This is a genomic window from Streptomyces sp. NPDC037290 (genome assembly GCF_055603245.1).
The window spans coordinates 92,190-113,379 of the sequence record NZ_JBVJVZ010000005.1 but is presented as its reverse complement, the minus strand read 5'-3'; the positions used below and the strand labels follow the sequence as shown (position 1 = coordinate 113,379).

Annotated in this window: 22 protein-coding genes and 1 tRNA gene; 17 read left to right on the top strand and 6 right to left on the bottom strand. The window is 70.1% G+C overall.

The genetic code is table 11. The annotated features are described in order from the left end of the window. Positions 1 to 3 precede the first annotated feature (3 nt). Both ACZ7HQ_RS19110 and ACZ7HQ_RS19105 read right to left on the bottom strand, forming a co-directional pair. Positions 4 to 1,581 (bottom strand): hypothetical protein, encoded by a 1,578-nt coding sequence (locus tag ACZ7HQ_RS19110; protein ID WP_470990940.1) that lies wholly within the window; start codon positions 1,579 to 1,581, stop codon positions 4 to 6. A gap of 255 nt (positions 1,582 to 1,836) precedes the next feature. After that, positions 1,837 to 2,220, bottom strand: coding sequence for a GntR family transcriptional regulator (locus tag ACZ7HQ_RS19105; RefSeq protein WP_470990938.1), 384 nt, complete (start codon positions 2,218 to 2,220; stop codon positions 1,837 to 1,839). A 385-nt stretch (positions 2,221 to 2,605) separates the two neighbouring features. Here ACZ7HQ_RS19105 and ACZ7HQ_RS19100 point away from each other — a divergent pair, with 385 nt between their 5' ends. The 14 genes from ACZ7HQ_RS19100 to ACZ7HQ_RS19035 all read left to right on the top strand — a co-directional run bounded on the left by ACZ7HQ_RS19100 (position 2,606) and on the right by ACZ7HQ_RS19035 (position 13,931). Beyond that, on the top strand, positions 2,606 to 2,827 hold the full coding sequence (locus ACZ7HQ_RS19100) for a hypothetical protein (protein WP_470990936.1): 222 nt from the start codon (positions 2,606 to 2,608) through the stop codon (positions 2,825 to 2,827). Positions 2,828 to 2,914: 87 nt separating this feature from the next. Further along, positions 2,915 to 3,175: a DUF6284 family protein gene (locus ACZ7HQ_RS19095; RefSeq protein WP_470990934.1), complete on the top strand. Its 261-nt coding sequence runs from the start codon at positions 2,915 to 2,917 to the stop codon at positions 3,173 to 3,175. Beyond that, on the top strand, positions 3,172 to 3,462 hold the full coding sequence (locus ACZ7HQ_RS19090) for a hypothetical protein (protein WP_470990932.1): 291 nt from the start codon (positions 3,172 to 3,174) through the stop codon (positions 3,460 to 3,462). The genes ACZ7HQ_RS19095 and ACZ7HQ_RS19090 overlap by 4 nt, the downstream gene beginning before the upstream one ends. Continuing rightward, positions 3,459 to 4,340, top strand: a complete 882-nt coding sequence (locus ACZ7HQ_RS19085; RefSeq protein ID WP_470990930.1) for a DUF2637 domain-containing protein — start codon at positions 3,459 to 3,461, stop codon at positions 4,338 to 4,340. Before ACZ7HQ_RS19090 ends, ACZ7HQ_RS19085 begins: the two co-directional genes overlap by 4 nt. Next, entirely contained in the window at positions 4,340 to 4,678 is a 339-nt protein-coding gene (locus ACZ7HQ_RS19080; RefSeq protein WP_470992204.1) for an RRQRL motif-containing zinc-binding protein, read from the top strand. Before ACZ7HQ_RS19085 ends, ACZ7HQ_RS19080 begins: the two co-directional genes overlap by 1 nt. A gap of 77 nt (positions 4,679 to 4,755) precedes the next feature. Further along, positions 4,756 to 6,354: a hypothetical protein gene (locus tag ACZ7HQ_RS19075; protein WP_470990927.1), complete on the top strand. Its 1,599-nt coding sequence runs from the start codon at positions 4,756 to 4,758 to the stop codon at positions 6,352 to 6,354. Between the two features lie 2 nt (positions 6,355 to 6,356). Then, the gene (locus tag ACZ7HQ_RS19070) at positions 6,357 to 8,465 is read left to right on the top strand and encodes a hypothetical protein (protein ID WP_470990925.1); all 2,109 of its coding nucleotides are present in this window, start codon (positions 6,357 to 6,359) and stop codon (positions 8,463 to 8,465) included. Between the two features lie 222 nt (positions 8,466 to 8,687). Further along, positions 8,688 to 8,879 (top strand): hypothetical protein, encoded by a 192-nt coding sequence (locus ACZ7HQ_RS19065; protein WP_470990923.1) that lies wholly within the window; start codon positions 8,688 to 8,690, stop codon positions 8,877 to 8,879. A gap of 17 nt (positions 8,880 to 8,896) precedes the next feature. Beyond that, a complete protein-coding gene (locus ACZ7HQ_RS19060) occupies positions 8,897 to 9,397 on the top strand; it encodes a hypothetical protein (RefSeq protein ID WP_470990921.1) in 501 nt (166 codons plus the stop codon). A gap of 15 nt (positions 9,398 to 9,412) precedes the next feature. Continuing rightward, positions 9,413 to 9,643 (top strand): hypothetical protein, encoded by a 231-nt coding sequence (locus tag ACZ7HQ_RS19055; RefSeq protein WP_470990919.1) that lies wholly within the window; start codon positions 9,413 to 9,415, stop codon positions 9,641 to 9,643. 88 nt (positions 9,644 to 9,731) lie between these two features. After that, entirely contained in the window at positions 9,732 to 10,616 is an 885-nt protein-coding gene (locus ACZ7HQ_RS19050; protein WP_470990917.1) for a bifunctional DNA primase/polymerase, read from the top strand. 2 nt (positions 10,617 to 10,618) lie between these two features. Next, positions 10,619 to 12,103 (top strand): ATP-binding protein, encoded by a 1,485-nt coding sequence (locus ACZ7HQ_RS19045; protein ID WP_470990915.1) that lies wholly within the window; start codon positions 10,619 to 10,621, stop codon positions 12,101 to 12,103. 485 nt (positions 12,104 to 12,588) lie between these two features. Beyond that, entirely contained in the window at positions 12,589 to 12,792 is a 204-nt protein-coding gene (locus tag ACZ7HQ_RS19040) for a helix-turn-helix domain-containing protein (protein ID WP_470990914.1), read from the top strand. After that, entirely contained in the window at positions 12,792 to 13,931 is a 1,140-nt protein-coding gene (locus ACZ7HQ_RS19035; RefSeq protein WP_470990912.1) for a tyrosine-type recombinase/integrase, read from the top strand. Before ACZ7HQ_RS19040 ends, ACZ7HQ_RS19035 begins: the two co-directional genes overlap by 1 nt. A gap of 78 nt (positions 13,932 to 14,009) precedes the next feature. Here the strand turns inward: ACZ7HQ_RS19035 and ACZ7HQ_RS19030 are convergent. After that, positions 14,010 to 14,083: transfer RNA gene (locus tag ACZ7HQ_RS19030), tRNA-Thr, on the bottom strand. 215 nt (positions 14,084 to 14,298) lie between these two features. On the opposite strand from ACZ7HQ_RS19030, the gene ACZ7HQ_RS19025 reads away from it, so the two are divergent. The 3 genes from ACZ7HQ_RS19025 to ACZ7HQ_RS19015 all read left to right on the top strand — a co-directional run bounded on the left by ACZ7HQ_RS19025 (position 14,299) and on the right by ACZ7HQ_RS19015 (position 16,883). Further along, positions 14,299 to 15,435: an ABC transporter ATP-binding protein gene (locus ACZ7HQ_RS19025; RefSeq protein ID WP_470990910.1), complete on the top strand. Its 1,137-nt coding sequence runs from the start codon at positions 14,299 to 14,301 to the stop codon at positions 15,433 to 15,435. Positions 15,436 to 15,644: 209 nt separating this feature from the next. Next, positions 15,645 to 16,106 carry a hypothetical protein gene (locus tag ACZ7HQ_RS19020; protein ID WP_470990909.1) on the top strand — a complete coding sequence of 154 codons (462 nt, stop codon included), beginning with the start codon at positions 15,645 to 15,647 and terminating at the stop codon, positions 16,104 to 16,106. 45 nt (positions 16,107 to 16,151) lie between these two features. Next, the gene (locus tag ACZ7HQ_RS19015) at positions 16,152 to 16,883 is read left to right on the top strand and encodes a nucleotidyltransferase family protein (protein WP_470990907.1); all 732 of its coding nucleotides are present in this window, start codon (positions 16,152 to 16,154) and stop codon (positions 16,881 to 16,883) included. Positions 16,884 to 16,941: 58 nt separating this feature from the next. Here the strand turns inward: ACZ7HQ_RS19015 and ACZ7HQ_RS19010 are convergent, their stop codons facing one another. The 3 genes from ACZ7HQ_RS19010 to cysS form a co-directional block, all read right to left on the bottom strand. After that, positions 16,942 to 18,600, bottom strand: coding sequence for a DoxX family membrane protein (locus ACZ7HQ_RS19010; RefSeq protein WP_470990905.1), 1,659 nt, complete (start codon positions 18,598 to 18,600; stop codon positions 16,942 to 16,944). A 134-nt stretch (positions 18,601 to 18,734) separates the two neighbouring features. Continuing rightward, the gene (gene rlmB, locus ACZ7HQ_RS19005; protein ID WP_470990903.1) at positions 18,735 to 19,676 is read right to left on the bottom strand and encodes a 23S rRNA (guanosine(2251)-2'-O)-methyltransferase RlmB; all 942 of its coding nucleotides are present in this window, start codon (positions 19,674 to 19,676) and stop codon (positions 18,735 to 18,737) included. A gap of 91 nt (positions 19,677 to 19,767) precedes the next feature. After that, positions 19,768 to 21,168: a cysteine--tRNA ligase gene (gene cysS / locus ACZ7HQ_RS19000; RefSeq protein WP_470990901.1), complete on the bottom strand. Its 1,401-nt coding sequence runs from the start codon at positions 21,166 to 21,168 to the stop codon at positions 19,768 to 19,770. Positions 21,169 to 21,190: the final 22 nt, after the last annotated feature.

Below are 21,190 nucleotides of genomic sequence, written 5' to 3'. Positions count from 1 at the left end.
GACCTACAACTCCAATCCGATGGAAGGCATCCGAACACGCTGCCCGCCGATTGCGGCAAGCCGTCGGCACCCTTGCGTGAACGCGAAGAGCCCTTCATTGCTCCAACGTGGGTCGAGCGCAAGCGATTCCAACCGCGCCGTATCCCGGCTGGAATAGCGGTGCAACCCGCTCGACTCCCAGTTCGCCCTAACTTGTCCGCCATACTTAACCCACCACTCCTCGTCATCAATGACGATCAAGCTAGCGAGTTCATAGTTGCCGCTCACGAGGTTGACCCCTATGGCCGTGGACTCCATCCGCCACGAATCGCCGTCTTGCCGGTCCACCAGCCAGCGCATCGGGGCGGACAGCAAACTGGGATGCATCGGATCGGCATGGAGTTGGGCGCCGACCGTAGAGTCGACATCGGACCGCCCGAAGAGTTCCTCCTCCATTTCCCGTTCGAGCGTTGCCGAGAAGCGAGCATCCTCGCCGTAGTCGGCCATCGGCCCATGGAACGCCTTCGGGATGACGGCCAACCGTCGGTTCGCATTGAGCACACTGCCGGATCGCTCCTGAACTAAGAGCAGGTAGTCCGGGTCGTTGCCGCGTCCTCGCGGCCGCGCGATTGCGGTCAACGCTAGGGCGCCGCCTGCACAAACGCGGTGATCGAAGTCCAGTGCTGCTGCTACGTCAGGCAGGAGCTCATCGCGAATCGGCATCGCTGAATGTTGGCCGGACGCTCCTGCGGCGACCGACCGCATGAGCTCACTCTCCAAGAGGTTTAGCGTCAGGGCGAACTGAACAAAATCGATGATTTCCACGCTGCCAGAGATCGTCCCGGGACGAACAGTCAATGAAGTTAGGCTGTAAATCTCCGAGTTGACAATCTGGCTCCCTGCATGGATGGCATTGGCCAAACTCCGCGCAGCTTCTTCAGCCACGCTACGGCTTAGATTCACTTCACGCCGTCTGTTGGGGAGGTACTCGAAATTGTCTTGTCCACAGCCTACGGGCTGTGCCAAATCTAGCCATGCATCCTGAGTCAGGATAGTCGTCTTGAGAACCTGCCCGGAAACGCTCACCTCATACGGACGCCATCGGCCGAAGCCTGGACGGTAGTAGCTCTGGATAGCCTCGGCAGTCTGCTCCCGGGTAACTGCCGCAAGTTGCCGGGCTCGCGCTTCCACCACGTGTGAGTCCAGCGCGGCAAGTTCTTCCGCAACCCGCTCGCGTGCGCTCGCGGGCGTCCAAGTGAAGCTTGAGTCGAGCCACGATATGGCTGCCGCGATGTGAGGGTCTCTGGCTAAGCGCTGCTGCGCAGGCGTCGGTTGACGCGGGACAGTGTGCTCGCTCTCGGCTTGCTTGGCCCCTCCGACAAGGAGGGCGAACCGCGCCTTCACGTCGCTCGTCGCCTGGAAGAGCAGCGTGTCCAAGGCGCGTTGGATCTCTGCTGTTGGGACCAATGCTGGATCCGCGCTCCAGGCAGCGACAGTCCTGGCCGACGTCCCGAGGCGTCCGGCGAACCCTTCGTTGGTCTCGCGGAACGCCCTCTTCAGCGCGCTTGCGTTCTGGCCGGTCCAGGCGCCAACAACGTCCATCCTCACCCCTTGTCGTCACTGGCCTGCACTGCGATTGCACTGCGACTGCACTGCCGCTTCATGTTGCTCCACCGTGACGCCCGGTTGACTAAATACATGAAGAAACGGACAGCCAAGTTTCGTCGGCCGCCTGCCTGGCTGGCGCCCCCCTCGAGAAGGCTAAGGCGTTCCTGCACTTCTTCGAGCTCTGTTCACAACGGGACGAGCTGCTCCGCGAGGCTCAAGTGCGTGATGAGGAAAGCATCGCGAGAGAAACTAGGCGCCGGGCTTCTCCTTGGCGGGTCCCACGACCGCTTCAAGCTGCTTGACGCGCTCGACAAGGCCAGCCAGTTCGGTCGAGACGCGCGCGACCTCAGCTTGCAGCTCGGTCAGGCGCTGTGCGGCCTCACGGGGCGCCTGCTCGCCGGGAGCGGGGTCGCGGACGTAGGTGCCGCTCCCCGTGCGGCCTTCGACCAACCCTTCTTCCTGGAGTTGCGCGTAGGCGTTCTGCACGGTCATCAGGGCTACACCGAGCTTCTTGGCGTAGGCCCGAGCACCAGGGAGGCGGTCCCCAGGGCCGAAGGTCCCTGAGGCAATTTCGTCTCTGACCCTGGCTGCGATTTCGCGGGCGTTGAGCTTCCTCTTCGGCTGTGAGTCCACCCCGAAAGCGTACTTGACCTAGGTCGCTTGCAATCAGGTCGCCCAGTTCGCTTGACGCGTCAGAGCGACCTAGGTAGCTTCTACATCGACAACAAGCGACCTAGGTCGATTGCTAAGAGTTCTTTGACCTGCACGAATGGGTCGGGATTGCCCGTATGGCTGCCGCTTGCGGCGGTCGGAAGGCGGCCTTAGCCGCGCGCCGCGGGCCCCGGCTAGTCGTTCCTTGAGAACTGAACAGTGGACGAGGATCTACCGCCTGTCCTCAGGACAAGAAGGTGGTCAGCGCGGCTGAGGCCCGCGCATTCATCGACCTTTCCGCAGTTCTGAGCTGCGGACGGTTGCCTCCACCTCCCGTCCGGCCGCCCTCGGTCGTACGGGAGGTGGCGTGGGGAGCCGCGAGGCCGGCATCGGCTGGCCCGGGTCCATCACCTACGACACGTCAGGAGTCCGCATGGCCGACGAGAACGCGCAGCAGCTGATCGACCTGACCACCCCGGAGAACTTCGAGAAGGGCCAGCGGGTCTACGTCCGGATCGAGTCCGGCGAGTGCACGGACGTGAAGGCGGAGCTGGACGCCGCTTGCGGCTTCACCTCCGAGCAGGACTGACCCCACCCCCCCCAGAAACGGCGCACCCCCGGAGCGGCTACTCCGGGGGTGCTGTTGGGCCGTACGAGAGCAGAAGGAGCACGACCCATGAGGCACATCGGTGCACTTCAGGTGGTTGTTACCGCCGCTGAGTACGACCGCGAGCCGACGGCCGCGGAGCTGGACGCGATCGAGCGCGAGATGCCGCTGATCACGGCGGAAGTCGAGTTGCTGGACGCACAGATCACCATCTTGGACCGGCCGGTCACGGAGGTGGACGCCCGGCGCATCCGTCGGGCGCGGCGCAAGGTGCTCGCCGCCCGTCGCGCCCTGACCAATCAGGCCGCAGTCGTGGGGGGCGCCGCATGACCAAGCGGACCGACCTTGAGCGTGTCCACTCCCTTCCCGAGCCGGTGGTGGCGTTGCTGCGCGCGGTCCATGACGCACTGGACATCCCGCAGCCCGGTCTGACGGACGCAGACGAGCGCGCCTGCGCCAGGCTGCTGGAACTGCGGGCGATGTACGTCCGGGTTACCCTCGCCGGCGCTCTCAACGACGGGCACGGGGTGGGCCACTCCGCAGCGTTCCTGCGTGACGGGGTGGACCGTGAGCCGGTGACCTACACCCCGTGGACCGGTGACGGGGGTGCGCGGTGAACGGCAAGGGGAGGGTCCTGCTCGTCTGCGCGCTGGTCTCGGTCGTTGCCATGGCTTTCCGCGTTTCCTGGAACGCCCTGCGCGATGTCGCGCAGGCGATCGGTGCGGACGCCACCGCGGCGCTGCTGTATCCCTTCGTGGTGGACGGGTTGATGGCGTTGGCGTTGGTGGCCACGCTCGTTCTGACGGGGGACGACCGGCGGTTCGCGCTGCGGGTGCTAGCCACCTACACGCTGGCGTCGCTGGTCCTGAACTACGTGCACGGGCTCGTGCCCGCCCTGCACAATGCGACCGCCGGCCGGGGGCGGCTGGCGCAGTGGGATGCAGGGAACTGGGTGCTGGTCCTGCTCGCCTCGTCCCTGCCGGTCGGCTCGATCTACTTCGGTTCGGACCTGGTGGCCAAGGTGCTGCACCACCGCCCCGACGCCCTCGGGAAGGAGGTGTGCGGGCCGGACGGGCAGGAATCCGCACCCGCCCCGCACGTCCCCGCACACCCCGGACCGGACCCCGCCGCCACGACGACCGGCAGCACGGGTGATGCGCCCGCTCCGGAGCTGTCCGCGCTGGTCATGGCCCGTGCGGAGGCTGAGCGGCCTTCCGATCCGCACACCCCGCACACCGCCCGCACACCCGAGCCTGAATCAGCCGATGAGGCGCTGCGGCAGGCGCAGTTCGAGGAGGCGGAGTTGGAGCGGATGCGGCAGGACGCACGCCGTGCGTATGCCGAGTCCGCACAGGCGGGCCGCCCGCTCAGCGCGCGGGCGCTGGGTGAGGCGTTCGGCATGAGCGAGTCGTGGGGACGCAAGCAGATCCTCGCCGCCCGCGACGACGAGCCCTCCCGCCCTGTCCTGCGTGCGGTCGACACCGCGGCCGTGTGATGGCCTCCGTCCCCGTCTATCCCTGGCGGCTGGCTCCGGAGGGGCTGGCCACGGTCCGGCAACTCCGGGCGATCGGATTGCGCCCGGGCGGTCAGGACGTGGTCGCCCAGATCGAGCGTCCGCGGCGACGCCGCGGACCGCTCATCGCCTACCTCTACTCCATCGAGCTCGCCAAGCCGGTACGGCCCATGACGCCCGCGAAGAGCGCCGCCCTGGCGAAGGCGAACGCCGCGCGGCGCAGGTGCCCCGAGTGCGGCCGGGATGCCGGATACGTCATCCCGCCCTTACTCGGCATGTGCGCGACGTGTGCCTATCCCGAGGAACAGCGCGCTGCATAAGCCCTGTTGGCAGGCCCGGCCGGACGGACCTCTCACAGCCCCGGCCGGGCCCTACTCCACCGAGGAGTGCACTCAGCATGACGGAACTCAGCACTGAGCCGGTAGCCGTCGAGGCTCCCGCCCCCGAACCGCCCCCACCCGCCCCCGCACCGCCCGAGCAGCCGTCGGCCGCGGCGGAGGTGGAGCACACGCCCGGCGGCTGGCCGGTCGTCCCCCTCGCCCTGACCGGGGCGAACAGCACCGTCGGAGCGGTCGCCGCCGCCTCCCTGGCCGGCGGTCCGATCGCCGCCATCGTCGCCGCGACGGGCGTGGTCGTCCTGGGCACGTTCGCCACGGCCCGTTCCCGCACCCCCGGCCCTCGGCGTGAGGCGCGGCGGGCCGCAGCACGCGCCGCCGGCCGGGCGGCTGCGTCCCGCACCACGCCCCGCAGGCAGGCTGCCGGAGCGGGCCGTACCGCCGGCCGCTCCGGGGCATCCCGCACGGGCGGTGCTGGCGGTGCGAGTGGCCGCTCCAGCCGGGTCCCCGGTCAGCAACGACGCGGGGCCGGTACCATCTCGCGGCACGGCTCCACCACCGCGGCCGGCAAGACCCGCTCTGCCACCGGCAGCGGCTTGTTGAACCGAGCGGCAGGTACTGCCGGGCGGGGGCTTGGCCGTCTCGGGCAGGTCAGGGCGCTGCGAGCCGGGCAGCAGACTGCGGCCGGTTCGCGTGCGGACAGGCGGGCCGGTACTACGGCGGCCCGCCGTGCGGTCGCCGATGCCCGCCGCGACGCCCGCCGCAACGCCCGCGCCACCCGCCGCCCCGACGGCCGGGCGGGTCTGGGCAGCCGTGCTCTGACAGCCGCCGCAGGCCGGGTCCGTGCCGGGCGGGATGCGGCGATCACCCGGAACCGGGCACGGCGGGACGCCCGCACGGGTGCCGCCGTCAACACGCAGCGCGCCGCGGTTCGCAGGGCACCGGTCCGCAGGGCCGCCCGGCGGGCACTGCGCCGTACCGCGGCCCGGTTCCAGGGCCGTCGTCTGCTCGCCGCCCTGCTCGCATTGCCGGTCGGGCTGTTGGGCTGCGTGACCACACCGCTCGGCCGCAGGCTCAACCTTCCCTGGCTGATCCATCCCGGGCGCCGCCTGTACCGGCGGCTGGTCCGCACGGCTGCCGAGCAGCGCGCCGCCCGGGATGAGGAGATCCGCGAGGAGCTGGCCGAGCAGGAGGCCGCGGCGGATGCCGAGGCCGCCCAGGACGGAACCGACGGCATCACCGACCGTATCGAGCGGCCGGCCGCACTCACCCCGACCCCCGCCATCCCCCACGTAGAGGGAGGAACGCTCGTGTCCAGTTCCGGGTTCAAGTTCGAGGACCACGCCACCGAGATGCAGGCCGCGGCTCACACCTACGAGCCGGACGGCTGCATGGAGATCCTCGCCATGGTCGAGGGCCTGCCCGAAGCGCTGAACATGGTCGCCCATGTGATGCAGATCCTCGCCGAGCGCTCCGACCGCGAGTTCCCGCTGGAGAAGGAAGTCGCCAGCGGCTTCAACGACATCTACGAGCTGCTGCGCAAGGCCTCCGAGGGCGCTGAGGAGCTCCCCGGCATCTTCCGCCGCGTCCACGCGCAGGACATCGCCCGGCACGAGGACCCCCGCAACGGCCACGAGGCCGAGAAGGGTTGGAACGTCTAACCATGGCCACCACCGCCACCAAGCACAGTGGCCCGGTGCTGGACTGGAGTGCCGGTCACGGACCCGTGACCGGCGCCCTGTCCGCCACCACCGGAGCCTTCGCCGTCGCCACCACCGGCGCCGCAACCGGCATGCCCCCCGCCTGGGCCCTCGCCATCGGCACCGCCGGAGCCCTCGGCCACACCATCGCAGGCCTGCGCGTCCGCAACGCAGGCCGCACCCTCGCCACCCACGCCGCCTCCTGGCTCATCGGCGCAGGCTGGACCACCTGGGCCATCACCCACGGCCCCCTCACCTGGGCCGCCCTCGGTTCCCTGGCCACCATCGGCGTCGGCATCGGCGCCGCCACCCGCTCGGTCGCCCTCTACGAAGAAGCCCGAGAAGAGGAGGCCATCGCAGCCGAGCAGCGGGCCATCGCGCGTGAGCTGTCCGCGGAGCGGCGGGCGATCGCCGCGGAGTGGGTCGACCGGATCCAGCGGGTGTGCTCCATCAGCGTCCGCGTGGTGGGTGTCGAGACGTGGGAAACCGGCACCGGGTACTCCCTCGATGCCGAACTCCCTCCGGGTGGCGCCACCTGGAACAAGATCGCAGCCGAGTCGCCCCGCCTGTCCGCGGACGCCCGCCTCCCGCACGGCTGCACCGCCACCGCCTCCCCCGGTATCCATCAGGGGCGAGTCATCATCGACGTGACCACCGTCAACGTGCTCGAGCAGGAACGCACCTACCCGGCCGAGTACGGGCCGCTGTCCGTGCACACCGGCATCCCCTGGGGGTATCGCACCAACGCCCAGGAGATCCGGGCCTATCTGCGTGAGCAGTGCGCGCTGGTCGTCGGCCCCACCGGCTCGGGCAAGACGAACCTGGTCCATTTGATCCTGGCCGGGTTCGCCCGCGCCGAGGACATGCTGACCTGGGTCATCGACCTCAACGCCGGGTCGGCCGGCCTGCCCTGGGTCCTGCCCGCGCTGGGCGGCGAGATCAAGGCTGAGGATGGCAAGCCCGTACGGCCCGGCATCGACTGGCTGGCAGGGACGTTCGATGAGGCCATGACCATGCTGGACAGCGCCGTGCGGGTGGCCAAGCAGCGCAAGATGGGCTACCAGGACCTACTCGCCCGCCACAACACCGACCTGCTACCCATCAGCGCAAAGATTCCCCAGATCATGCTCGTGATCGACGAGGGCGCGGAGATCCTGGCCAGCGGGGATCGCGACATGCGCAAGCTGGCCGAGAAGATCCTGGAAGTCATCCGGATCGCCCGCGCCATGGGCATCCGCACCGTCCTGACCGCTCTCGGGGCCACGGGCAGTGTGCTGGGCAACCTGATGATCCGGCGGGAAGCCAAGGTCCGCGTGGCACTCACGGGCGGTGAGACCGAGGGCATGGACCTGTCCAAGATGTTCCCCGGCTCCCGCGGCCTGCGCGTGGAACAGGCCCCCCACAAGGGAGCCGGCTTCATGGCCACTCCGGAATCGGCGGCCGCGCTGTTCAAGGCCTGGCGGATCCTCCCCAACCAGATCCGGGAGATCACCGCCGCCACTTCTGACAGGCACCCCTGCCTGGACGACATCTCCGCCAAGGCAGCCGGGCCCGCCTACGCCCGCCGCTGGGACACCGACCGCACCGCATGGATGCGCGACCACACCCCCACCGACCACACCCCCGCCGACGACACCCCGCACACGGGCCCGGCGCCAGCCGGGGCAAGGGCGGGGCTGAACCTGTCCGCGCTGCGGAGCGAGCAGCCGGCCAAGCAGGGCTCGCCGCAAGACGAGATCATGCGGCAGTTCCGGGCCCAGATCGATGCCCAGTTCGGCACCGCACCCGACCCGCACGCCCTCGACGTCGCCGACGCGCCGCCCGTGTCGGGCGGGCTGAACCTGTCCGCGCTGCGGCGCGAACGGGAGCAGGGGCCCGCGTGGCTGCCCAAGGTGCTGGAGGCGATCCAGGCAACCGGCACGGAAGGCATGAAGCCGTCCGCGGTCGCGGAACTGGTCGGCAAGGACCGCAAGACGGTCCGCGCCGCTCTCCAGGCCGCCGTCGATCGGGGCGAGTTGGTCTACCGGGACAACGGGCCGCACTCGGTCTACGTCCACCCCGACCACGCCTGAAACGCGCTCACACGGAGCTACTGAGTAGTGGGTAGTGGGGAACGCCCCACTACCCAGTAAGGCCGCTACTGGGGCACACAGGGCGTCTGATCAGGCATCCCCCACTGGGGACCCCACTACCCACTACCCAGTACGCCCCACTAGATCCGTAACCCAGTGTGACCAGCCGCGGGCGGCATCCGGAGCGATGCCGCCCGCTCCCCGTTCCCCGGGAGGCCGCTCGTGATCCTGACCCTCTCCGCCGTCGCCCTCTTCGGCGTGCTGGCCTTTGTCCTGCTGCGCGGCCGCTACATCGGCCCGTTCAGCGCCCTCGTGCTCTTCCTGTTCGGCTTCTTCACCGCCGGCACCCGCGCCGCCGCAACCATCCACGCCCTATGCGCCGTGATCGCCGACGCCGCCCGCCACCTCACCTGACGGCAGGAGACCCCGCCATGCCCAACCACGACTCCGCGGCCTGGCAGCCGCGCATGACCGACGCCGAAGCCACCGCCGAGGCCCGACGGATCATCGCCGACGCCTACCGGCCCGTGCCGCAGATGCCCACCGCCTACCGCGACACCACTCCGCTGCCCACCTACGGCCCCACGCCGCCCGTCCCGCAGCCGGACCGCCGGATCGTCCCCGCGTGGGCCGTCGGGACCGCGGTCGCCGGGATCGGCGTCGGTGCCACCTGCGTCGGCCTGGGCTGCGGGATCTGGCTCGCCTGCCAGGGATTCGCCGCAGTGACCCTGACCAGCATCCTGTTCGTCACCCTCCCAATCGCCGCGGTGGCCGCGGTCGCCGCCGCTATCGGCTCCGCCGTGGGCTCGCTCAAGGCCACGCACACCGTCAGCCACCACCACTACGCCGGCCCGGTCCGGCAGGAGGCCAACACGATCACCGCGCCCGCGTACGGGCTGATCGCCCGCAACCGCAACAACCTGACCCGCTGAACGGAGTGCCCAGCAGTGACGAGTAACCAGGCCCGACGCGTCAGCGCGCTGCTGACCGACGCCATGCATCACCCACTCCGCCCCATCACCACCGGTCGCGTCATGCGCCTGTACGCCCAGCTCGGAATCGCCCCGAAACGGGCTACGGCCCGCGGCGACCTGAAGGCACTGGCCCGCTGCGGCGTCCTGACCGAGCACGGACCGCACGACCAGCGCCGCTACGCCCTGCACGCCTTCTACCACTAGCAAGGCCAAGGGCGGCCCCCGTCTCGCCAAAGAACCGGGGCCGCCCTTGTCCAGCCAGTCACCAACCAAGGAACTGGAGACACCCAGGATGACCCAACCCACCGACATCGGGCGAGTCATCGCCCTGTCAGACATGAGCGCGCACCTGCGCACCGCCCTTGACCTGGCGGCCTCGCAGATTCCCGTGTTGCCGCTGCGGGCGGGCAAGGTCCCGTTCGGCAACTGTCGCCGCTGCCAGGACAACGTGTGTGGCGGCCGTCCGAACATGAAGAACCCCGGACCGTGCGCTTGCCCCGGGCCCTGCCACGCGTGGGCCGCCGCGACCACCGACCCGCACGTCATCAGCTCCGGGCCCTGGCGCCGCGCGTGGATGCAAGCCGAGGCGGTCGCCTACCACCCGAGCGGGGCCGGGCTGACGGTCGTCGACCTGGACGACGCCGACGCGATCGCGTGGGCCCGCGAGAACCTGCCCACCACGCAGATCGTGCCCACCACCCGGGGCGAGCACTGGCTCTACTTCGGGCGGATGCAGTCCGCGAACGCGGTCCGGCCTGGCGTGGACATCAAGTCCACCATGGCCTACGCCCGGTGGCTCGGGTTCGGTACCGGCACCATGACCTACCTGCCGGATGCCGTGCGTGCGCTGGTCCTGGGCAAGCCGTGTCCGGTCCGGGCCGCATCTCAGGCCACCATGGTGCCCGCGCCGGCCGGGGGCGGAGCGTGCCGCCACCGCACACCCGCCTACCTGGAACGCGGGATCGCCATGGCCGAGCAGCGCATCACCGAAGCCAGCAGCGCAATTCACACCACCGTCTACCGCACCTTCCTGGCCGTGCTGTCGACGCACGGCCGGTGCGGCTGCCTCACCGAGGCACACATCGCGCGGCTGTTCACCGCCGCGCAGGCCAAGGGTGAAACCGCCCGGCACTGCACCGACGCGTGGACCAACGCCCGCACCGCACTGGGGATGTAGCCATGTCCGAGGACGAGAAGACCCCGGCCCGCCAGATCATCACCGACTACGCCCAAGCCCACTTCCGGTACTTCCGCACCATCGACGGCACCGTCTACGCGCAGAAGAACGGCCACCCCGTCGCCCGGCCCATCCGCTCCCAGGGCACAACCGGGAGCCACCGGCAGGAACTCATCGTCGGCATGTACAGGGACGGGGTCGGCGTGTTCAACGGCACGGCACTCAAGGAGGCGCTGGACTTGATCGAAGCACTCGCCCTGACCGAGGACGTACAACCCACCCACATCCGCGTCGCCCCCGGGTTCGACGGCGCGACCTGGCTCGACCTGGGCCGCAACGACGGCAAGTCCGTCCGCATCCACCCCACCGGCTGGGACATCCTCACCCCCGACCCACAGGAAGTCTGCTGGCGACGCACCCAACTCACCGGCGAACTCCCCCTGCCGGCCAAAGACACCAACGGCAAGGGCATCGACCTCCTGCTCCGCCTGTGCAACTTCGCCAGCGCCGAGACCGAATGCCTGGCCCTCGCCTGGCTCATCGGCTGCCTGGAACCGTCCGTGCCCGTCCCCGCACCGTTCCTCACCGGCCCCCAGGGCGCGGGCAAGTCCACCGGCGGCCGGATGCTGGTACGGATCATCGAAGGGATGAGCGGCGACCTGCGCCGGGCACCGAAGGACGAGGAAAACATGATCACGGCCGTCGCCGCCGGATGGGTCACCGCCCTGGACAACCTCTCCCACCTGCCCCCCGACCTGTCCGACCTCATGTGCTGCATCGTCACCGGCGCCGAAAGCATCAAACGCGCACTGTTCACCGACGGCGACGTCGTCCGCTCCCGCTACCGACGCCCCATGCTCCTGACCGGCATCGACGTCGGCGTCATCCGCCCCGACCTCGCAGAACGCCTCCTCCCGCTCCGCCTCGTACGCCCCCGGGTACGGCGCACCGAAGCGGAGCTGTGGGCGGAGTACGCGGAGATCCTCCCCGTCGTTCTCGGCTCCCTGCTGGACCTGACGGTGAAGGTGCGGGCCGCCCAGGCGGACACCCCCACCGACCTGCGGATGGCCGACTTCGCCCACCTGTGCGCGCAACTCGATGCGGCTACCGGCTTCGGCTCGCTGAGCGCCTACCGGGCCAGCCTCGACGACCTCAACGACGACGTCATCGAAGGAGACCTCCTCGCCCAGACGGTTCTGCAGCACGCCGCCGGACTCGACCCCGGCGCGGAAGTCCGCATGACGTCATCGGAGTGGCTGCACTGCCTCACCACCCTCTACAGCGGCGAGGAGTGCCGTCCCCTGCCCAAGGGCTGGCCCACCACCGGCAAGGTGCTCTCCGACCGGCTCAAGCGGCTACAGCCCACCCTCGCCGCACGCGGCGTCCTCATCGACTGGGGCCGCACCAAAACGGCCCGCTACATCGAAATGACCCGCACCACCCCGCTCACGCTCCCATCCCCGCACGAGCAGGAAGCGGCGTTCTGACCCGCGCCACCCGGCACCGCACCGAACAGCAAGAGGAGCACCCCCCGCCCCGCGTGCTCCTCTTGCTGTTCCGGCGGCACCGCCGCCGCTGCACAAGTCGCGCCGCGAAGCGGCTCCTTCTTCACGTCCTGAGCCGACGCACCACCACAGACACCACCCCCTCTCTTTTTCCTAAGAGAAGAGACGCTGCGTCACCCACGTCACCAGCCACCCGAAACCGGCCCCTGACCAGCGGCTACAGCGATGACGCAGACGGCCGACACCTGCGTCACCTCGCGTCACCAGCGTCACCGGTGACAGAGCCCCGCCCCGCCCGGTGACACGCGCTGAGTTGCCCGCGTCACCGAATAGCCGCAGGTCAAAGCCAGAGATGACGTGAGTGACGCGATGACGCAGAAATCCGCGCCTCGGACAGGCGCGGGCTCCTGAGAGGTCCCGAAAACCAACGCCGTTCGCAGGCCCCGCCCCCAACCGGAGGTAGCCGCGTGCTCTCGCTCGAGCCCGACAACGACGTCCCGACCGCATGGACCGTGCCCGAAGTCATGACCCACCTGCGAATGAGCCGCAGCAAGGTCTACGACCTCATCCGCTCCCGTCGGCTCCTTTCCTACACGGAAGGGCGAAGCCGGCGCATCCCCGTAGCCGCCGTCCGTCAGTACATGAACGACCGCCTGGAGGAAGCAGCCTGATGGCATCCCGCAAGAGGAATCCGAACGGCGCCGGCAGCATCTGGCAGCGCAAGGACGGGCGCTTTGAGGCCCGCGTCTACGTCCCGCAGCCCGACGGCACCCGCAAGCGCAAGACGGTCTACGGGGCGACCTGGGAGGAGTGCGACGAGAAGCGCCAAGAACTCGTGCGCCGTGACCGCCAGGGCATCCCGACGCCATCCCGGTCCGCCAAGCTCTCCGAGTGGCTGCCTTACTGGCTGGAGGAGCACATCAAGCCCAACCGGAAGCGCACCACGTACATCAAGTACGAGATGCACGTGCGGCTCTATCTCGCGCCCTTGCTCGGCACCCGGCGTCTGGAGTCGCTCACCACGGCGAACGTCCGCCGGATGCTCTCCGAGGTCACCAGGCAGTCATCGGCGGCAACGGCGAAGGAGTCGCACCGAGTGCTTCGCACGGCTCTGGCGGCTGCGTGCCGTGAGGAGCTGATCAGCCGCAACGTCGTCCAGTTGGTCCCCGCTCCCAGAGTCGAGCCGCGCGAGCTGCACCCCTGGTCTCTGGACGAGACCCTGACGTTCCTCGAGGCCGCGCGAACCGATCCGCTGTACACGGCGTTCGTCCTCGCCGTGGCGCTCGGCCTGCGGCGTGGCGAAATCCTGGGATTGCAGTGGAAGGACGTGGACCTTGACCGGCGCACCCTCACGGTCCGGACCACGCTGCACCGTGGCGGCACGGAGCTGTACCTGGACACGACCAAGAACCGGCGAGCGCGGGTGATCCCGGTGCCACTGATGTGTGTGGCGCCGCTCCGGTGGCAGCGACTACGCCAGGCAGACCGGCGTGCGACTGCCGGCGCACAGTGGCACGAGAGCGACCAGGTGTTCACCACAAGGAGTGGTCGGCCGATCGAGCCGCGGAACCTGTACCGGTCGTTCCTGCGCATCGCGTCCTCTGCCGGTCTGCCGCAGATCCGCTTGCACGACACTCGTCATGGCTGCGCCTCGCTCCTCTTCGCGGCCGGGGTCGCGCCCCGGACCGTGATGGAGATCCTGGGGCACTCGCAGATCGCGGTGACGATGAACGTCTACACCCATGTGAGCGACGACGACCGGCGCGAGGCCATGGGGCACATGGATCGCCTGCTCAGGCGGCGCCGATAGCCGGGACCGCCGTCAAGAACTACCGTCAACGCCCTCACGATCATGGACCGTGAGGGCGTTGATGCAGGTAGTACCAAGAGCCCCCTGTCGGATTCGAACCGACGACCTTCGCTTTACAAGAGCGGCGCTCTGACCAGCTGAGCTAAGGAGGCCTGCGCGTGGGCGCCCGTGCAGTGTACCCAGGTCTGGCCCGCCTCCTGTCGAAAATTTCCGCGAAGTTCATGGTCGCCCAGGTACTGACAGACCGCGTGAACGCCAGGTAGCGTCCTGAGCCAGTTCGCGCGGTTCACCTGCGTGGACTACACCACCACCTTCCTACAACGGATCGTCCGGCACGTTCCTGCCGGTAGAAGGGGGCCCATTCAGCATGGCCACTGTCACGTTCGACAAGGCGACCCGGATCTACCCGGGTTCCACCAAGCCCGCCGTCGACGGTCTCGACATCGCGATCGAGGACGGCGAGTTCCTCGTCCTGGTCGGCCCGTCGGGCTGCGGAAAGTCCACCTCGCTGCGGATGCTCGCGGGCCTGGAGGACGTCAACGGCGGCGCCATCCGCATCGGCGACCGCGACGTCACGCACCTGCCGCCCAAGGACCGGGACATCGCCATGGTGTTCCAGAACTACGCGCTCTACCCGCACATGACGGTCGCCGACAACATGGGCTTCGCGCTCAAGATCGCCGGCGTCAACAAGGCGGAGATCCGGCAGAAGGTCGAGGAGGCCGCGAAGATCCTCGACCTCACCGAGTACCTGGACCGCAAGCCGAAGGCCCTGTCCGGCGGTCAGCGCCAGCGTGTCGCCATGGGCCGGGCGATCGTCCGTGAGCCGCAGGTGTTCCTCATGGACGAGCCGTTGTCCAACCTGGACGCCAAGCTCCGTGTCTCGACCCGTACGCAGATCGCGTCGCTGCAGCGCCGGCTCGGCATCACCACCGTCTACGTCACCCACGACCAGGTCGAGGCCATGACGATGGGCGACCGCGTGGCGGTCCTCAAGGACGGCCTCCTCCAGCAGGTCGACTCGCCGCGCAACATGTACGACCGCCCGGCCAACCTCTTCGTCGCCGGCTTCATCGGCTCCCCGGCCATGAACCTGGTCGAGGTCCCGATCACCGACGGCGGCGTGAAGTTCGGCAACAGCGTCGTCCCGGTCAGCCGGGACGCCCTGACGGCCGCCTCCGAGAAGGGCGACCGCACGGTGACGGTCGGTGTCCGTCCCGAGCACTTCGACGTGGTCGAGCTGGGCGGCGGTGCCGCCGCCTCCCTGACGAAGGACAGCGAGGACGCGCCGGCCGGTCTCGCCGTCTCCGTGAACGTGGTCGAGGAGCTGGGCGCCGACGGCTACGTCTACGGCACCGCCGAGGTCGGCGGCGAGGTGAAGGACCTGGTGGTCCGCGTCAACGGCCGCCAGGTGCCGGAGAAGGGCTCCACCCTGCACGTGGTGCCGCGGCCGGGCGAGATCCACGTGTTCTCGACGTCCTCGGGTGAGCGTCTCTCCGACTGAGCAGCACGTTTGCGCCGAAGTTGACGAAAGGGGCCCCGCGGAGTGCCGCGGGGCCCCTTTCGTGTGAGACATCCCCTCGGATATATCCCGGCACAGCGATCATTTCGGGCGGGGCGCGTCAACCCCTTACCCAGAAAGATGCGGCTTCTCATCCCCCGAAGGGGTGACTAAATGTCGCCAAATCATTACCCCGCGCTACCCTCACACGCGTGAAGCACTCCACCACTCCACAGACGCGACGCGGCCATCGGGGCGGCCCTGCCCGCCACATCGGCCGCACTCTCGCCCTCGTCCTGCCCGTCGTCCTGGTGCTCTCCGGGACCCTCGCGGTCACCCGGGTCAACTGGACGGGGAGCCCCTCCAGCTCGGTGCTGGCCGCCTCGGACGTCTCCTCGGCGGAGGTCTCCGCCAAGACGGTCTCCCGCGCCCCGCAGGACGTGCTCCGCGACCAGCTGATCACCGAGCTGCAGAAGAAGGACCCGGGCGTCGTCCTGACCCACCTCCAGCAGGCGGTCAACGGCCACCCCTCGCTGGCCCGGCACTGCGCCGCCATCGCCCGCTCGCTGGGCCAGGCCGCGGCCCGCATCTACGGCGTTCCGCGCGCCCAGTCCTACGCCCGCCCGGTGTGCGACACGTCGTTCGCCTCCGGCGTGCTCGCCGCGCGCGGCTGACGTCTCCCCGAAAGGCCCGGGCGGGGCGCCACGTACAGTGCGGTCATGACCCATCCCAACGCCGCGTCGCGCCCCACCCAAGCCGTGGTCCTGGCCGGTGGCCAGGGCTCCCGGCTGCGTCCCTACACCGACGACCGGCCCAAGCCGATGGTCGAGATCCCCGGCACGGGCACTCCGATCATCGGCCACCAGCTGACCTGGCTCGCCGAGGAAGGCGTGACCGACGTGGTGGTCTCCTGCGGCCACCTCGCCGACGTCCTGCAGAAGTGGCTGGACTCCGCCGACCTGCCCGTCTCCGTCACCACCGTCGTGGAGAGCGAGCCCCTCGGCCGTGGCGGCGGCCTCAAGTACGCCGCCGCACACCTCCCCCGCCCCGACCGGCCCTGGTACGCCACCAACGGCGACATCTGGACCCGCTTCTCCCTGCGGGACATGGCCGACTTCCACACCGAGCGGGACGCCGTCGCGACCTTGGCCCTGGCCCGGCCGCGCATCCCCTGGGGGGCGGTGAAGACCGACGGGTTCGGGCACATCACGGACTTCATCGAGGCTCCGCCGTCGACGTTCGAGATCAACGCGGGTGTGTACGTGTTCTCGCCCGAGTTCGCCGAGACGCTGCCCGAGCGGGGCGATCACGAGCGGACCACGTTTCCCGGGCTGGCCCGGCAGCGGAAGCTCTTCGGGTTCCCCATTCCGCAGGGGGCGTACTGGCGGGCCATCGACACGGCCAAGGACCTGACCGAGGCGGCCAAGGAGCTCGCGGCTCTGGGCCGGTAGCCGACCGCGAAAAGGCCCCGCACCTCACCGGGTGCGGGGCCTCCTCTTCTTGGGACGGTTACCCGAGCAGGCCGCCCACCAGGCCCTCCTGGCCGCCGGAGGAGTTGCCGCCGGAGCCGCTCGAGCCGCCCGAGGACGAGCCGCCCCCGGTCGAGGAGCCACCGGTGCTCGTCGGGCCGGCCGTCGTGCTGGGGGCGCCGCCGGTCGGGGAGGACTGGCGGGGCGGGATCTGGCCCGTGGTGCCCTGGGTCTGGCTGGGCGCCGTGGTCGTACCGCCGGCGGTCCGGGTGGCGCCCGGGGTCGTCGCCGCACCGGACGGGCTCGCACCGGCCGTCGCGCCGCCCGTGGGCGAGGCCGACGGGGTGCTCTTGTCCCGCTTGCCGGTGTCCTGCGGGAGCGGGGAGCCGGGGAGGTTGTTGCGGGGGGCCTCGCCGGGGCCGGGGACGACCACGCGGCTGGAGTCGCGTACGGCGCCGCCGAGCAGGGAGCCGACCAGCAGGGTGACACCGACCGTGACGAAGGTGATCAGCGCGCCACGGCGCAGGACGTACTGGCGCAGGTCCCAGATGTCGGCGCGGGGGCCGAGGCGGCGCCAGGCGCTGGCCGCGATACGGCCGTCCACGGAGTAGACGGGGGCGCCGGCGATGACCAGCGGGGACCAGGCGGCCAGGTAGATGATGTCGGGGGCGTCGTAGGCGGGGACCGTCTTCCAGCTGACGGTGACGATCAGCGCCGCGGACAGCAGGGCGCCGACGACCGCGGCCACGCGCTGCCAGCAGCCGAGGACGGTCAGGACGCCGACGACCACCTGGAGGAAGGCGATGACCAGGCCGGAGCCGACCGGGTGGTGCAGGGCGAACTGGCGGAGCGGTTCGGCGACGTCCCACGGGTGCAGGGTGTTGAGCCACTTGACCATCGAGCCGCGCTTGCCGCCGTCGAAGTAGACGGGGTCGCACAGCTTGCCCATGCCGGCGTAGATGGAGATGAAGCCCAGGAAGATCCGCAGCGGGAGCAGGACGACGCCCAGGTTCATCCGGCGGCCGGGGTAGTAGGCGTGCCGGGACGGGTCGTCCGCGTGGCGTCTGGCGGGCCGCGCGTCGGGGTCCGTGTCGTCGGGGTCGTAGAGGTCGTAGAGGTCGTCGTGGCCGCCGTGACCGTCGTACGGCTCCAGGCCGTCGTCCGCGTAGGGGCGGTCGTCGTAGGCACCGCTCACCGTGCGCATGTGCGGCAGCAGGCGGGTGCCGTCGGCGTCGGGGGCGGTGCGCTGGTGGCCGACGACGGGGGTCTCGACGGTCTGGTCCAGCGCGTCGTAGGTGTCGGCGTAGCCGGTCTGGACGCGTGGGATGACCTGGGTGGCTCCGGCCTCGGGCTCCTCGGCGTGGCGGACGCTGCTGCCCCGCACGGCCTGGAGGAGCCGGTGGGCGCCGGTGTCGTCCGGGGCGGACTTGCCGCTCCACACGACAGGGCGGCGGCGGCCGGCCCCGCCCGCGGTGCCCACGACGGGCCTGCGGGCGGTGTCCTGGGCGGCGCTCAGGTGCCGGGCGATCCGCGGGGATTGGGCGCGCTTCGCCGACGCGCCCAGCTGCACGCGGAAGCTGACGTGATTGACGATGACCTGCGCCGGATCGCTCGGCACCTTCACCATGCTCAGCGCGGGAGCGTCGTCGTATCCCGACGAGCGGTCCCCCGTGGGTGTGCGGGGTGTTCTGGTGTCCACACGGATCTAACCGAGTGACGTGCTGTTAGGACACTGCTTTGACCGGGCGGATGTGTCCGGACCCCGTCAAAGCAGCCTCGAACGCCATATGGCCGCCGAAATTACCCCGCGCGGGTGAAGTTGCGGACGGGTGTTCAGCTCCGCCTGCGGGCCGCCTCGTAGAGGACGATTCCCGCCGCCACACCGGCGTTGAGGGACTCCGCGCCACCCGGCATCGGAATGCGGACGCGGAAGTCGCAGGTCTCGCCGACCAGGCGGGACAGGCCCTTGCCCTCACTGCCGACGACGATGGCGACGGGGCCCTGCAGGGCCTCCAGCTCGCCGAGTTCGACCTCGCCGTCCGCGGCCAGGCCGACCACCGTGAGGCCGGCCTTCTTGTAGGCCTCCAGCGTCCGGGTGAGGTTGGTGGCGCGGGCGACCGGGGTACGGGCGGCGGTGCCGGCGGAGGTCTTCCAGGCGCCGGCGGTCATGCCGGCCGAGCGGCGCTCGGGCACGACCACGCCGTGACCGCCGAAGGCGGAGACGGAGCGGACGACCGCGCCGAGGTTGCGCGGGTCGGTGACGCCGTCGAGCGCGACGACCAGCGGGTCCGCGCCCTCGTCGGCGGCCGCGTCGAGCAGGTCCTCGGGGTGGGCGTACTCGTACGGCGGGACCTGCAGGACCAGGCCCTGGTGGTTGAGGCCGTTCGTCATGCGGTCCAGCTCGGGGCGCGGGGCCTCCATCAGGTTGATGCCGCCGCGCTCGGCGGCGAGCTGGAGGGCCTCGCGGACGCGCTCGTCGTTGTCGATGAACTGCTGGACGTAGAGGGTCGAGGCGGGGACGCCCTCGCGGAGTGCCTCGATGACCGGGTTGCGGCCGACGACCAGTTCGGAGGTCGACCTGCCGCCACGGCCCCGGGCCACGGGGCGGCGCGCGGCCTGCTTCGCCTTGGCCGTGGCGATGCGGTTCTTCTTGTGACCCTTGCGCATCTCGGCGGGCGGGGTCGGACCCTTGCCCTCCAGGCCCCGGCGCCGCTGGCCGCCGCTGCCGACCTGCGCGCCCTTCTTGCCGGACATGCGGCGGTTGTTCGCGGCCATGACCTACCTGTTCTCTACGAAAAAGTGTGCGTACGTCTATGCAGTGTGCCGCCCAGGGGGCCGGGCGGCACAATCGATCAAGGCCCTTGCCTCAGCGCGGGCCCAGGGTCCAGCGTGGTCCCTGCGGGCTGTCCTCGATGACCAGGCCGGCCTGGCCCAGCTGGTCGCGGATGGCGTCGGCGGTGGCCCAGTCCTTGCGGGCGCGGGCCGACTCGCGCTGGTCCAGGACCAGGCGGACGAGGCTGTCGACCACGCCGACCAGGTCCTCGCCCTGGTCGGAACCCCCCGCCCACTGCTCGTCGAGCGGGTCGAGGCCGAGGACGCCGAGCATGGCCCGCACCTCGGCGAGCCGGGCCACGGCGGCCTCCTTGTCGTCGGCGGCCAGTGCGCTGTTGCCCTGCCGGACGGTGGTGTGCACGACGGCGAGGGCCTGCGGGACGCCCAGGTCGTCGTCCATCGCCTCGGCGAAGGCGGGCGGGACCTCGGCGGCCGGTTCCACGGTCTTCCCGGCCAGCTCGGTCACGCGCTGTACGAAGCCCTCGATCCGCGCGAACGCCGACTCGGCCTCGCGCAGCGACTCCTCGCTGTACTCGATCATCGAGCGGTAGTGCGGGGTGCCGAGGTAGTAGCGCAGCACGATCGGCCGCCACTGCCTGACCATCTCGCTCACCAGCACGCTGTTGCCGAGCGACTTGGACATCTTGTCGCCGGCCATGGTGACCCAGGCGTTGTGCACCCAGTACCGGGCGAAGTCGTCGCCGTAGGCCTTGGCCTGGGCGATCTCGTTCTCGTGGTGGGGGAAGATCAGGTCGAGGCCGCCGCCGTGGATGTCGAACGCGCTGCCCAGGTACTTGTGGGCCATCGCCGAGCACTCCAGGTGCCAGCCGGGCCGGCCCTCGCCCCACGGGGTGGGCCAGGTCGGCTCGCCGGGCTTGGCGGCCTTCCACATGGCGAAGTCCCGCGGGTCCCGCTTGCCGGTCTCGCCCTCGCCGGACGGCTGCAGCAGGTTGTCCAGCTCCTGCCGGGACAGCTGCAGGTACCCCGGGAAGGACCGTACGTCGAAGTAGACGTTGCCGTCGGACGCGTAGGCGTGCCCGCGCTCGATGAGGCGCTGCATCATCTCGACCATCTCGGTGATGTGGCCGGTCGCGCGCGGCTCGTACGTCGGCGGCAGGCAGCCCAGCGCGGTGTAGCCGTCGTTGAACGCGCGCTCGTTCTCGTACCCGATCGACCACCACGGGCGGCCCTGCTCATGGGCCTTGGCGATGATCTTGTCGTCGATGTCCGTGACGTTCCTGATGAACGTCACGTCATAGCCGCGGTAGGTGAACCAGCGGCGCATGATGTCGAAGTTGAGGCCCGAACGGATGTGCCCGATGTGCGGTGCCGCCTGCACGGTGGCGCCACACAGGTAGATCGAGACACAACCCGGCTTGAGCGGGGCGAAGTCACGGATCTGCCGGGCGCTGGTGTCGTACAGGCGAATAGTCACCACTCCAGGGTAGTGGGCGCCG